This window comes from Streptomyces sp. NPDC091412, from assembly GCF_044756885.1.
Classification (GTDB): Bacteria; Actinomycetota; Actinomycetes; order Streptomycetales; family Streptomycetaceae; genus Streptomyces.
The window spans coordinates 456,403-469,489 of record NZ_JBIVTV010000003.1 but is presented as its reverse complement, the minus strand read 5'-3'; the positions used below and the strand labels follow the sequence as shown (position 1 = coordinate 469,489).

Below are 13,087 nucleotides of genomic sequence, written 5' to 3'. Positions count from 1 at the left end.
CTGACGAACACTGCGTCAACAGTTTGTTGAAAATTCCGGGACGCCGGGCCCGGGGGCGGCTCAGCCCTGCTTGTCGCGGTTGAGGTAGTTGTAGACGGTGAAGCGGCTGACGCCCAGCGCGCTCGCCACGGTCTCCACCCCGTGCCGGACGGAGAAGGCTCCGCGCGCCTCGAGCACCCGCACGACCTCCTGCTTGGCCTTGCGGTCCAGGTCCGCGAGCGGCATGCCCTGCTTGCGCTCCATGGCGGCCAGGATGTGGTCCAGCGAGTCGGCGAGCTGCGGCAGGCGTACGGCGACGGCGACGGCACCCTCCCAGGAGAGCACGACATCGTCGGGGCCCGCCTCGTCGGGCGGGAGCATCCGGCCGCCGATCGCGTCGACCAGCGGCTTCAGGGCCGCGATGAAGGGCTCCTCCCCGATCACCTCCCGTCCTCCCCGATCACGGTGACCTGAAGGGAGATCCGGGTGGCGCCGGCCCGGAGGGTCCTGCGCAGCAGGGCGTCCACGGCGCCCAGGACGGCGTCGGCACCCCCCTCGGCCGTGTTGCCGAACGGGCCGACGTCCACGGCGTCCAGCTCGGCGGCTTCGACGACCTCCCGCGCCACCACCGCGTGCGCGGGGGCCTCGTCCAGGTCGAAGGGTTCGGTCGTGAACTCCACTCTCAATCGCACGCGCACAACCTAACGCGCGGGCCGCTTTCCGGGCAGTCCCGGCGACCGGGATCCACACGGGAGCCCGCACCCTCTTGACAAGCCACGACACCCCCCGGCAGTCTTCCATTACGCAGAAACCAAATTCCGCAATACGGAATACGGCGACAACGGAAGGGAGCGCGGCCCTGATGGGATTCGCAGACCAGCGCTTCAACGTCAACCTGTCGATCCTCTTCACGGAACTCCCGCTCCTGGAGCGGCCGGCGGCCGCCGCCGCGGCCGGCTTCACCGCGGTCGAACTGTGGTGGCCGTGGATCGACTCCCCCACCCCGGAGCGTTCCGAGACCGATGCCCTGAAGAAGGCGATCGAGGACGCGGGCGTACAGCTCACCGGCCTGAACTTCTACGCGGGCAGGCTCCCGGGCCCCGACCGCGGCGCACTGTCCGTCCCCGGTGAGGAGTCGGAGAGGTTCCGCGCCAACATCGACGTGGCCGCGGACCTGGCCCGGTCCCTCGGCTGCACGGCCCTCAACGCGCTGTACGGCAACCGGGTCGAGGGCGTGGACCCGGCCGAGCAGGACGCGCTCGCGCTGGACAACCTGGTCCTCGCGGCCCGGGCCGCCGACCGGATCGGCGCGATCCTGCTGATCGAGGCGCTGAACAAGCCGGAGTCGCCGCTGTACCCGCTGGTGAGCGCACCCGCCGCCGTCGAAGTGGTGGACAAGGTGAACGCGGCGTCGGGCCTCGGCAACGCCAGGTTCCTGATGGACCTCTACCACCTGTCCATGAACGGCGAGGACCTGCCGTCGGTGATCGAGCGGTACGCCGCGCGGACCGGCCACGTCCAGATCGCCGACAACCCCGGCCGCGGCGCGCCCGGCACGGGCTCGCTCCCGCTGGAGGACCTCCTCGACCAGCTGGGGAAGGCCGGCTACGACGGCTGGGTCGGCCTGGAGTACAAGCCGGGCGACAGGCCGAGCGCCGAGGCCTTCGCGTGGCTGCCGGCCGAGGCCCGAGCGGCCCGCTGACCAGCCCGGGCACCTTCCAGGGCCCCGACCCCCAGACGCAGCACAGAAGTGAGAGAGGCACCCGCAATGACCACCACCCTTCCCAAGGTTGCCTGGATCGGCCTCGGCATCATGGGCTCCCCCATGTCCGAGAACCTGATCAAGGCGGGCTACGCCGTCACCGGCTACACGCTGGAGCAGGCGAAGCTGGACCGGCTGGCCGCCGCGGGCGGCACCACGGCGGGCTCGATCGCCGAGGCGGTCCGGGACGCCGACGTGATCGTCACGATGGTGCCCGCGTCCCCGCAGGTCGAGGCCATCGCCTACGGCCCGGACGGCATCCTGGAGAACGCGCGCTCCGGCGCGCTGCTGATCGACATGTCCTCGATCACCCCGCAGACCTCGATCGACCTGGCCGCCGCCGCCAAGGACAAGGGCATCCGGGTCCTGGACGCCCCCGTCTCCGGCGGTGAGGCGGGCGCCGTCGAGGCGGTGCTGTCGATCATGGTCGGCGGCGAGCAGGCCGACTTCGACACGGCCAAGCCGCTCTTCGAGGCGCTGGGCAAGACGATCGTGCTGTGCGGCCCGCACGGCTCCGGCCAGACCGTGAAGGCCGCCAACCAGCTGATCGTCGCCGTGAACATCCAGGCGTGCGCCGAGGCCGTGGTCTTCCTGGAGAAGTCGGGCGTGGACCTGAAGGCGGCGCTGGACGTCCTGGGCGGCGGCCTGGCCGGCTCGACCGTGCTGACGCGGAAGAAGGACAACTTCCTCCAGCGGGACTTCAAGCCGGGCTTCCGTATCGACCTGCACCACAAGGACATGGGCATCGTGACGGACGCGGCCCGCGCCGTCGGCGCCGCCCTGCCCGTCGGCGCGGTGGTCGCCCAGCTGGTGGCCTCCCTGCGCGCGCAGGGCGACGGCGGCCTGGACCACTCGGCCCTGCTGCGGGCCGTGGAGCGCCTGTCCGGCGCCCAGGTCTGACGGACCCCAGACCTCCGGACGGCGCCGCCGCCGACACCAGTCATGTCGCGCCCAGGCGGCGGCGCCGTCCGGATCCACCCCCCTTGTTCAACAAACTGTTGACGCGCCGATCACACCGATCCTAGGCTCCACGCAAGCGGAAACTCCACGAAGCGGAAGTATGTTTCCGTTGCCCCTCTGCACGGAAGGTCCCTGATGTCGAAGCGCGTCCTCACGACCGAGTCCGGCGCCCCGGTCGCCGACAACCAGAACTCCGCCTCCGCCGGCATCGGCGGCCCCCTCCTCCTCCAGGACCAGCACCTGCTGGAGAAGCTGGCGCGCTTCAACCGCGAGCGCATCCCGGAGCGCGTGGTGCACGCCCGCGGCTCCGGCGCCCACGGCCACTTCGAGGTGACCGACGACGTCACCGGTTGCACCCACGCCGATTTCCTGAACGCGGTCGGCAAGCGCACCGAGGTGTTCGCGCGCTTCTCCACGGTGGCGGACTCCCTCGGCGGCGCGGACGCGGTGCGCGACCCGCGCGGCTTCGCGGTGAAGTTCTACACCGAGGAGGGCAACTACGACCTCGTCGGCAACAACACGCCGGTGTTCTTCGTCAAGGACCCGGTGAAGTTCCCCGACTTCATCCACTCGCAGAAGCGCGACCCGTTGACGGGCCGTCAGGAGCCGGACAACGTCTGGGACTTCTGGGCGCACTCCCCCGAGGCCACGCACCAGGTGACCTGGCTGATGGGCGACCGCGGCATCCCTGCCTCGTACCGCCACATGAACGGCTACGGCTCGCACACCTACCAGTGGACGAACGCCGACGGCGAGGCCTTCTTCGTCAAGTACCACTTCAAGACCGACCAGGGCATCCGCTGCCTGTCCACCGAGCAGGCCCAGGAGATCGCGGGCACGGACCCGGCCTCCCACCAGACGGACCTGCTCCAGGCGATCGAGCGCGGGGTGCGCCCGTCCTGGACGCTGTACGTCCAGATCATGCCGGCGGCCGAGGCGGCCGGCTACCGCTTCAACCCCTTCGACGTGACCAAGGTCTGGCCGCACAGGGACCACCCGCTGCGACGCGTGGGCCGGCTGGTCCTGGACCGCAACCCGGACAACGTGTTCGCCGAGGTCGAGCAGGCCGCGTTCTCCCCGAACAACTTCGTACCGGGCATCGGCCCGTCGCCGGACAAGATGCTCCAGGGGCGGCTGTTCGCCTACGCCGACGCCCACCGCTACCGCCTGGGCGTCAACCACACCCAGCTCGCGGTGAACGCGCCGAAGGCCGTGCCCGGCGGCGCGGACAACTACGGCCGTGACGGCCTCATGGCGTCCAACTCCCAGGGCCGGTACGCCAAGAACTACGAGCCGAACTCCTACGACGGCCCCGTCGAGACCGGCCGTCCGCTGTCGGCCCCGCTGGCGGTGACGGGCCACACGGGCACCCACGCGGCGCCCCCGCACACCAAGGACGACGACTTCTTCCAGGCCGGCGAGCTGTACCGGCTGATGTCCGAGGAGGAGAAGCGGCGTCTGGTCGCGAACATCGCCGGCGGCCTCTCGCAGGTCTCCCGCGACGACGTGATCAAGCAGAACCTCGCGCACTTCCACGCCGCCGACCCGGACTACGGCAGGCACGTGGAGGAGGCGGTACGCGCCCTGCGCGAGGACTGACACCAAGAGCCGCGTACGGGGTCCGCCGGGAGGTCATGCCCCGGGCCCCGTACGCACACGGCCCGCCCGGGCCGTCGGGCGACCCGGATGAGGGGTGGCCGTCCGACGGCCGTGCGGGCGCGTGGACCGCGGCGGCGTGCGAGCCAGTGCGGTGGTGAAGGCGACGGAGCGCTCTCCCGACCGGAGGGAGGACGTCCCGGAGCCGTCGCACCCGCCGCGGTCCCGGCCACCCGCCTCGCGCAGAACGGTCCTGCCGCGAGGCCCCTGATCCCGTCCGGCGGCGCGAATGTCCTGTCGCGCCCAGTCTCGCGCCGTCGGACGGCAACCAAACGGACCGCAGGAGGAGCGCCGGACCCGGGTCGGAACCCGGGTCCGGCGCTCCTCGTCGTCCACCCGGTCCCGGTGTCCCCGGGGTGCGGACCGGGGGCCGGCGCAGCAGGCTGAGGGTCAGGAGGCTGAGGACATGGACAACCCCACGAAGCATCCGCACATCGTGGTGCACGCACCGGCCCTGGACGGCTCCCGGCGGGTGACCGAGGGCGACGTGACCCTCGGACTCGCGTCCCACCTGGACGACGTGGTCGAAATCCTCCGACTGGCCGACCTGGACCGCGTGGAGGTGGAGGAAAGCGACCTCATCGAATGGCAGGGCGGCGGCCCCGAAACCTGGCCGGGCCTACCGGAACACGACGACACCTGAACGTACGGAGCAGCCGGGCCGCCGCATGGCGGAGGGCGGGTGCGGCCGGGGTGACTACCGCAGGGGGCGTACCGCGGGTACGGCATGCTCAAATCATGCTCTGAAGTAGGGGCGGCAGGTATCGAGCAGCCCCGGGTGCGGGCACATTCTCCTCGACGGGGCCCGCCGGCACGGGGGCGGCGGGCCCCGTGTTCCGGCCGCTGGGGGTCCCATGGACAGTGACGCAACGAACCGGCTCGCGCCGCACGAGATCGCGTTTCTACGGGGCGGCCGCCGCGCCGCCGCCACGGTCGCCGTGCTCGCTCTGCAGGCGCGGGGCGCCATCGGCCCCGGACGCGGCGGCACGATGCGCACCACGGGGCCGGCCCACGGCACGGGGACGGATCTCCCCGCCCTCCCGCATCTGACGAAGACCGTGCACGCCGCCCTCTACCGCCCCGCGGGCATGCGGCAGTTGTTGGACCGGGAATCCGTCGCGCTCGCACTGATCGACCTGCGCTACGAACTCACCGTCGCCGGGCTGCTGCGCGTCTTCCCGCCCGGGCGCACCCGGGCCGGCCGGCGAACCCTGAGGGACCTGCGGGACCGGCATCCGCTGCCCGCGACCGGAAGGGGCCTGTCGTTCGACGACCGGCTGCTGGCCGTGGCCCTGTACGGGGACCGGGCGCTGACCCGGCTCGTGCCGCGCTTCGCGCGGGAGGCGGGACTTCTCGGGCGGGGCGGGACGACCGAGCGGGAGCTGCCGCAGTCCTGGGGCGGCGGCTCGGGCGGCTTCAGCTGCGGTTCCGTGTGACGGTGCCGGCGAGGTACGTCGGAACAGCATGAACATGAGAAGGGGACGGCCCCCTGCGGGCGGGCCGTCCCCTTCGATCGGTGTCCGTGCCTCAGACCTTCAGCGTCCTGATGGAGGTCGGGGCGTGGCCGGGCTCCGTGGCCACTTCCTCGAACTCCACGACGTTGCTGATGTCGTTGGTGCCCGACATCGAGATGTTGGTGACCCGCTCCAGGATCGCCTCGACGACGACCGGCACCCGGTGTTCGGCGGCGAGCTTCTTGGCCTCCTCGAGGGCGGCGCCGAGTTCATTGGGGTCGGTCACCCGGATCGCCTTGCAGCCCAGGCCCTCGGCGACCTTGACGTGGTCGACGCCGTAGACGCCCAGCTCGGGCGAGTTGATGTTCTCGAACTCCAGATTGACCTGGAAGTCGATGTCGAAGGCCCGCTGCGCCTGGCGGATCAGGCCCAGGTAGGAGTTGTTGACCAGCACGTGGACGTAGGGGATCTTGTGCTGCGCGCCGACCGCCAGCTCCTCGATCATGAACTGGAAGTCGTAGTCGCCGGAGAGGGCGACGACGGACGCCTCCGGGTCGGCCTTGGCGACACCGAGCGCGGCCGGGACGGTCCAGCCGAGCGGCCCGGCCTGGCCGCAGTTGATCCAGTGCCGCGGCTTGAAGACGTGCAGCATCTGGGCGCCGGCGATCTGCGAGAGACCGATCGTGGAGACGTACCGGGTCTCCGGGCCGAAGGCCTTGTTCATCTCCTCGTAGACGCGCTGCGGCTTGATCGGGATGTCGTCGAAGTGCGTACGGCGCTGGAGCTTCGCCCGCTTCTCCTGTGCGGCGCCGGCCCAGGCGGAGCGGTCGGGCAGCCGTCCGGCCGCCTTCAACTCCCGTGCCACCTCGACGAACAGCTTCAGCGCGGCCTTGGCGTCGGAGGCGATGCCGTAGTCCGGGGCGAAGATCTTGCCGATCTGGGTGGGCTCGATGTCGACGTGGACGAACTTCCGGCCGGCGGTGTAGACGTCCAGCTTGCCGGTGTGGCGGTTGGCCCAGCGGTTGCCGATGCCGAGGACGAAGTCGGACTCCAGGAAGGTCGCGTTGCCGTAGCGGTGCGAGGTCTGGAGCCCGACCATTCCCGCGTTCAGTTCGTGGTCGTCGGGCAGGACGCCCCAGCCCATCAGGGTCGGGACGACCGGAGTGCCCGTCAGCTCGGCGAATTCCACGAGGAGTTCGGACGCGTCGGCGTTGATGACACCGCCGCCCGCGACGATCAGCGGCCGCTCGGACTCGTTGAGCAGCGCGATCGCCTTCTCGACCTGGGCGCGGGTCGCGGCCGGCTTGTAGACGGGCAGCGGCTCGTACGTCTCCGGGTCGAACTCGATCTCGGTGAGCTGGACGTCGATCGGCAGGTCGATCAGGACCGGGCCGGGACGGCCGGAGCGCATCAGGTGGAAGGCCTGCTGGAAGACGCCGGGGACCTGCGCGGCCTCCAGGACGGTGACGGCCATCTTGGTCACCGGCTTGGCGATGGAGGCGATGTCGACGGCCTGGAAGTCCTCCTTGTGGATCACGGCGGTGGGGGCCTGGCCCGTGATGCACAGGATCGGGATGGAGTCGCCGATGGCCGAGTACAGGCCCGTGATCATGTCGGTGCCGGCGGGGCCGGACGTGCCGATGCAGACGCCGATGTTGCCCGCGTGGGTCCTCGTGTAGCCCTCGGCCATGTGCGAGGCGCCCTCCACATGGCGGGCGAGGGTGTGGTTGACGCCGCCGGACGCCTTGAGCGCCGCGTAGAAGGGGTTGATCGCGGCGCCCGGCACACCGAACGCGGCGGTGACGCCCTCGCGCTTGAGGATCTCAACTGCCGCACGGGCAGCGGTCATACGAGCCATCGAGTTCTCCTGCTTCGGCTGTCTTCGGCTGTCGGATTCGCACGCCCGTCGCGCCCCGCGGTTGTGACTATTCCGTATAGCGGAAACTACTTTCTACTATCTGGAAGCAATGTAAGTGCGGCCCGCAAAGGGCGTCAAGAGTGGGCAAGGGGCGGCCTCGGGCGGCGGAAACTCCGGACGGGCGGCGGTTCGACGGAGACTCACGGGACGCGCGCCCGGCAGGCCGGGGCGCCCGGAGAACCGCGCCACCCAGGGTGACGAAGGCGCTCACGGGTGACGGTGACGCTCAGCGCGCCGATCGGGCCGGGTGTGACGTTCGGGACGGCTGTCTATGCGCGACCCGGACCTGACTGAGCGGAGTCGGTCGAGGTTGTCCCGGGTTTGGTGTGGAGGACCTCGCGGGCCTGCTCGGCGGCGCGGGTGATGCTTTCGCTGATGAAGTCGAGAAAGCGGGCGATGTTCTCGAGGCGGGCGGCGGCGGGGGTGCGGGGGCCGAGGACGGCGACGCCTTGACGTGCGGTCTCGACGAGTTGGTCGTTGGACCGGGCGCTGGCGATCGTCGCCTGGTAGAAGAGTTCGTCGTCGACGATGTAGCGGTCGCGGCGGCGTTCGTCGCGTTCCCGGCGGACGAGGCTCTGACTCTCCAGGAAGGCGATCGCCTTGGAGATGGACGCCGGACTGACCTGGAGGCGCTGAGCGAGCTGGGACGCGGTGAGGCTGCCCGCGTCCGTGGTGAACAGGCAGGTCAGCACCCGGGCCGTCATCCTGGGCAGGCCCGAGGCCATGAGGACGGTGGTGAGTGTCTCCTCGTACTCGGCCACGGCCCCGGCGTCGCGCCCGTGCGGCTGGGGGACCGAATCCGACCCGCGGGAGGGGGCGGGCCCGCGCCGGCGAGCGCGGTGTTCGGTGGCGCGGTGGGCCAGGTCGGCGCGATAGGCGGTGGGGCCGCCGTTGCGCATCACCTCACGCGTGACCGTCGAGGTCGGACGGCCGAGGCGGCGGGCGATCTCGGCGTAGGGGAGGCTGTCGGCCAGCCCCAGCGCGATCTGCTGGCGCTCCTGCTGGGTGAGCCTGCCTCCCGGCATCGCGGTCTCCTTGGTGATCCTTCGTGGTGGTCCCACCTCCACCCTAGCGTTCACTCATCACCCATTGCAATGATCGGAGCAGTCGTCGTTGCGTTACCGATGAGCCCGTTGCAACACTTTTTCGGCCTCTACCTGCACTGATATCAATTCTATGCAACGAGCGTGTTGATGGCTTCTGGAAAGCAACGTAGCGTTTCTGGCATCGGAAACAACGAGCGAGCACGGGAGAGCATGATGCAGAAGTTCGACAGCCCCGCCCCGATCTCCGCCGTCCTGGACATCCCCGCCGGACGCGTCCAGTTCATCGCCGCCGACCGCGCCGACACCACCGTCGAGGTCCTGCCCGCCAACCCCTCCAAGAAGCGCGACGTCCAGACCGCCGAGCAGACCACCGTCGCCTACGCCGACGGCGTCCTGCGGATCCGGACCGCCGAGCCCAAGAACCAGCTCTTCGGCCCCTCCGGATCCCTGGAGGTCACCGTCCAGCTGCCCGCCGGCTCCCGCGTCGAGGTCAAGGCCGCCGGCTCCGAGCTCCGCGGCGTCGGCCGCCTCGGCGACGTCGCCTTCGAGGGGGCGTACCGTCAGATCAAGATCGACGAGGCCGCGAGCGTCCGTCTCACCGCGATCGACGGCGACGTCGAGGTCGGCCGGCTGGACGGCCCCGCGGAGATCAGCACCGCGAGGGGCGACATCCGGATCACCGAGGCCGTGCGCGGCACGGTCGTGCTCCGCACCCAGTCCGGCGACATCTCGGTCGCCGCCGCCGGCGGCGTCTCCGCCACCCTGGACGCCGGCACCGGCCACGGCCGCGTCAGCAACACCCTCAAGAACGACGGCAGCGCCGAACTCGACATCCGCGCCACCACCTCCCACGGCGACATCACCGCCCGCAGCCTGTGAAGGGAGCAGAGCCAGGACCGTCCGGACCGTACCCCCGGCCGGTGAACCGCACGGCCGGCGTCCCGCGCACCACAGGTGCCCGGGACGCCGGCCGTCCGCTCACAGGGCGTACTTCTCGCGCAGTTCGATCTTGCGCACCTTCCCGGAGACGGTCATCGGGAAGGAGTCCAGGACCCGCAGCAGGCTCGGGATCTTGTAGTGGGCCAGCCGACCCTCGCAGAAGGCCCGCAGGTCCTCCAGGGTCAGCGGGTCGGCCGCGTCCAGCGGGATGACGCAGGCCAGCACCTCCTCGCCGTACCTCTCGTGCGGCACGCCGACCACCTGGACGTCGCGGATCTTCGGGTGGCCGTGGAGGAACTCCTCGATCTCGCGCGGGTAGATGTTCTCGCCCCCGCGGATGATCACGTCCTTGATACGCCCGACGATCTCGACATACCCGTCCTCACGCATCACCGCCAGGTCGCCCGTGTGCATCCAGCGGCCCGGGTCGACGGCCTCGGCGGTCTTCTCGGGCTCGTTCCAGTAGCCGAGCATCACGCTGTAACCGCGGGTGCACAACTCGCCCGCCGTGCAACGGGGTTGGGTGACGCCGGTAGCCGGGTCGACGACCTTGACCTCCAGGTGCGGCAGTACGCGGCCGACCGTGCCGGTGCGGTGTTCGAGGTCGTCGTCCATCCGGGTCTGGAGGGAGACCGGCGAGGTCTCGGTCATGCCGTAGCAGATGGAGACCTCCTCCATGTGCATCTCGGCGACCACCCGCTTCATCACCTCCACCGGGCAGGGCGAGCCCGCCATGATGCCGGTGCGCAGGGAAGTGAGGTCGTACGACGCGAAGTCGGGGAGGTTCAGCTCCGCGATGAACATCGTCGGCACCCCGTACAGCGAGGTGCAGCGCTCCTGCTGCACGGCCTCCAGGGTGGCCCTCGGCTCGAAGGACGGCGCCGGGATGACCATGCACGCGCCGTGCGACGTCGCCGCCAGGTTGCCCATCACCATGCCGAAGCAGTGGTAGTACGGCACGGGGATGCAGATCCGGTCCCGTTCGGTGTAGCCGACCGTACGACCCACCCAGTAGCCGTTGTTGAGGATGTTGTGGTGGGAGAGCGTGGCGCCCTTGGGAAAGCCCGTGGTGCCCGAGGTGTACTGGATGTTGACCGGGTCGTCACAACTCAACTCGGCCTGTATCGCCGCTGGCTGATCAACCGCCACATCGGCTCCGGCGGCCGTCAGCGCGTCCCACGACGGGTCGCCGATGTAGACGGTCTCCCGCAGCTCGGGACACTTGCCGCGGACCTGCTCGACCAGCGCCCGGTAGTCGGTGCCCCGGTGGGCCGGCGAGGCGACCAGCAGCGAGATGCCGGCCTGCCGGAGCACGTACTCCACCTCGTGGGCCCGGTAGGCCGGGTTGATGTTCACCATGATCACGCCGATGCGGGCGGTGGCGTACTGGACGAGCACCCACTCGGGGCAGTTGACCGCCCAGATCCCGACCCGGTCGCCCTTGGCCACGCCCTTGGCGAGCAGTCCGCGCGCCACCTGGTCGACGGCGGCGCCGAACTCGGCGTAGGTCCAGCGGCGTCCGGAGGGCACGTCGACGAGCGCCTCGCGGTCGCCGAAGGCGGCGACCGCCCGGTCGAGGTTGGCGCCGATGGTGTCGCCCAGCAGCGGGGTGCCGCTGGTGCCGTGGGCGTAGGACGGTTCGATCACCGCGAGTGCGCTCACCGGAAGTCCTCCTCGCGGTACTCGTTCGCCGAGCCCTCGGCCGTGGCCTCGCGCAGCTCGATCCGGCGGATCTTGCCGGAGACGGTCTTGGGCAGTTCCCCGAACTCCAGGCGGCGGATGCGCTTGTAGGGGGCGAGCACCTCCCGGGAGTGCTCGAAGAGCGCCTTCGCGGTGCCGGTGCCGGGCTCCCAGCCCTCGGCGAGGACGACGTACGCCTTCGGCACCGCCAGACGCAGCGGGTCCGGCGCGGGTACGACCGCCGCCTCGGCCACGGCCTCGTGCTCCAGCAGGGCGCTCTCCAGCTCGAACGGGCTGATCTTGTAGTCGGACGCCTTGAAGACATCGTCGGAACGTCCGATATACGTGAGATATCCCTCTTCGTCCCTGGAGGCGACGTCCCCCGTCCGGTAGTAGCCGCCGGCCATCGCCTCCGCGGTGCGGTCCGGGTCGCCGTGGTAGCCGGTCATCAGGCCGACCGGGCACGCGGACAGGTCGAGCGCGATCTCGCCCTCGGCGGCGCCGGGCGCGCCGGACACCGGGTCGAGCAGTTCGACGCGGTAGCCGGGGCTGGGCCGGCCCATGGAGCCGGTCTTCAGCGGCTGGCCGGGGCTGTTGGAGACCTGCACGGCGGTCTCGGTCTGCCCGAAGCCGTCCCGGATGGTCACGCCCCAGGCACGCCGGACCTGCTCGATGACCTCGGGGTTCAGCGGTTCGCCCGCTGCCACGGCCGCGCGGGGCGGGGTGCGCAGCTGGGTGAGGTCGGCCTGGATCAGCATGCGCCACACCGTCGGCGGGGCGCAGAAGGTGGTGACGCCCGCGCGGTCAATCTCGGCCATCAGCCGGGCGGCGTCGAAGCGGGTGTAGTTGTGGATGAAGACGGTCGCCTCGGCGTTCCACGGCGCGAACAGGTTCGACCAGGCGTGCTTGGCCCAGCCGGGCGAGGAGATGTTCAGGTGCACGTCGCCAGGCTTCAGGCCGATCCAGTACATGGTCGCCAGGTGCCCGACGGGGTACGAGACGTGGGTGTGCTCCACCAGCTTGGGGCGGGCCGTGGTGCCCGAGGTGAAGTACAGCATCAGCGGGTCGTCGGCGAGGGTGGGCCCGTCCGGGACGAACTCGGCGGGGGCGGCGTACGCGTCCTCGTAGGGCTCCCAGCCCTCCTCCGGCAGGCCGCCGACCGAGATACGGGTGTAGGCCCCGGGGACGTCGGCGAACTTCGCGGTGTCGGCGGCACGTGCGATCACGTGCCTGACCCGGCCGCGTTCGACGCGGTCGGTCAGGTCGGCGGGGCCGAGCAGCGGGGTGGCGGGGATGACGACCGCGCGCAGCTTCATCGCGGCGAGCGCGGTCTCCCACAACTCGGCCTGGTTGCCGAGCATGACGAGGATGCGGTCCTCGGCGGCGACACCGCGGTCGCGAAGCCAGTTCGCCGCGCGGCTGGAACGCTCGGACATCTCGGCGAAGGAGAGGCGGGTCTCGGTGCCGTCCTCCTCGACGATGTGCAGGGCGGTGCGGTCGTTCCCCTCGGCGACGGCGTCGAACCAGTCCAGTGCCCAGTTGAAGTGGGAGGGGCGGGGCCACTCGAAGCCGGCGTAGGCGGTGGCGTAGTCCTCACGGTGTTCCAGCAGGAAGTCCCGTGCCCTGCGGAAGAGCTCCGTCGCCGTCGTCATCTGTCCTCCTAGGTTCCGGACCATTGCCGGGCGGCTCTCTG

At 70.7% G+C, this 13,087-nt stretch carries 12 protein-coding genes; 6 read left to right on the top strand and 6 right to left on the bottom strand.

Features of this window, described 5'->3' with window-relative positions; translation table 11 throughout:
• Nucleotides 1–60: 60 nt before the first annotated feature.
• Nucleotides 61–423, bottom strand: a complete 363-nt coding sequence (locus ACIQMV_RS10180; RefSeq protein WP_225078290.1) for a helix-turn-helix domain-containing protein — start codon at nt 421–423, stop codon at nt 61–63.
• The gene (locus tag ACIQMV_RS10175; protein ID WP_402592283.1) at nt 420–671 is read right to left on the bottom strand and encodes a hypothetical protein; all 252 of its coding nucleotides are present in this window, start codon (nt 669–671) and stop codon (nt 420–422) included. The genes ACIQMV_RS10180 and ACIQMV_RS10175 overlap by 4 nt, the downstream gene beginning before the upstream one ends.
• A 170-nt stretch (nt 672–841) precedes the next feature.
• Here ACIQMV_RS10175 and ACIQMV_RS10170 point away from each other — a divergent pair, with 170 nt between their 5' ends.
• The 5 genes from ACIQMV_RS10170 to ACIQMV_RS10150 all read left to right on the top strand — a co-directional run bounded on the left by ACIQMV_RS10170 (nt 842) and on the right by ACIQMV_RS10150 (nt 5,793).
• The gene (locus ACIQMV_RS10170; protein ID WP_281154199.1) at nt 842–1,681 is read left to right on the top strand and encodes a TIM barrel protein; all 840 of its coding nucleotides are present in this window, start codon (nt 842–844) and stop codon (nt 1,679–1,681) included.
• A gap of 66 nt (nt 1,682–1,747) precedes the next feature.
• The gene (locus ACIQMV_RS10165) at nt 1,748–2,641 is read left to right on the top strand and encodes a 2-hydroxy-3-oxopropionate reductase (protein ID WP_388475592.1); all 894 of its coding nucleotides are present in this window, start codon (nt 1,748–1,750) and stop codon (nt 2,639–2,641) included.
• Nucleotides 2,642–2,836: 195 nt separating this feature from the next.
• The gene (locus tag ACIQMV_RS10160) at nt 2,837–4,300 is read left to right on the top strand and encodes a catalase (protein WP_402592282.1); all 1,464 of its coding nucleotides are present in this window, start codon (nt 2,837–2,839) and stop codon (nt 4,298–4,300) included.
• A 463-nt stretch (nt 4,301–4,763) separates the two neighbouring features.
• Nucleotides 4,764–5,000: a hypothetical protein gene (locus ACIQMV_RS10155; RefSeq protein ID WP_141357001.1), complete on the top strand. Its 237-nt coding sequence runs from the start codon at nt 4,764–4,766 to the stop codon at nt 4,998–5,000.
• A 211-nt stretch (nt 5,001–5,211) separates the two neighbouring features.
• A complete protein-coding gene (locus tag ACIQMV_RS10150) occupies nt 5,212–5,793 on the top strand; it encodes a TIGR04222 domain-containing membrane protein (protein WP_402592281.1) in 582 nt (193 codons plus the stop codon).
• Between the two features lie 91 nt (nt 5,794–5,884).
• Here the strand turns inward: ACIQMV_RS10150 and gcl are convergent, their stop codons facing one another.
• Both gcl and ACIQMV_RS10140 read right to left on the bottom strand, forming a co-directional pair.
• Nucleotides 5,885–7,669 carry a glyoxylate carboligase gene (gcl, locus tag ACIQMV_RS10145; protein WP_402592280.1) on the bottom strand — a complete coding sequence of 595 codons (1,785 nt, stop codon included), beginning with the start codon at nt 7,667–7,669 and terminating at the stop codon, nt 5,885–5,887.
• 329 nt (nt 7,670–7,998) lie between these two features.
• Nucleotides 7,999–8,754, bottom strand: a complete 756-nt coding sequence (locus ACIQMV_RS10140) for a helix-turn-helix domain-containing protein (RefSeq protein ID WP_402592279.1) — start codon at nt 8,752–8,754, stop codon at nt 7,999–8,001.
• Nucleotides 8,755–8,988: 234 nt separating this feature from the next.
• Between ACIQMV_RS10140 and ACIQMV_RS10135 the strand changes: the two genes are divergently transcribed.
• Nucleotides 8,989–9,654 (top strand): DUF4097 family beta strand repeat-containing protein, encoded by a 666-nt coding sequence (locus ACIQMV_RS10135; RefSeq protein WP_402592460.1) that lies wholly within the window; start codon nt 8,989–8,991, stop codon nt 9,652–9,654.
• 99 nt (nt 9,655–9,753) lie between these two features.
• Here the strand turns inward: ACIQMV_RS10135 and ACIQMV_RS10130 are convergent, their stop codons facing one another.
• Together ACIQMV_RS10130 and ACIQMV_RS10125 are read right to left on the bottom strand one after the other, a co-directional pair.
• Nucleotides 9,754–11,361: an AMP-binding protein gene (locus ACIQMV_RS10130; protein WP_402592459.1), complete on the bottom strand. Its 1,608-nt coding sequence runs from the start codon at nt 11,359–11,361 to the stop codon at nt 9,754–9,756.
• 11 nt (nt 11,362–11,372) lie between these two features.
• A complete protein-coding gene (locus tag ACIQMV_RS10125; protein WP_402592278.1) occupies nt 11,373–13,046 on the bottom strand; it encodes an AMP-binding protein in 1,674 nt (557 codons plus the stop codon).
• Between the last annotated feature and the right edge of the window lie 41 nt (nt 13,047–13,087).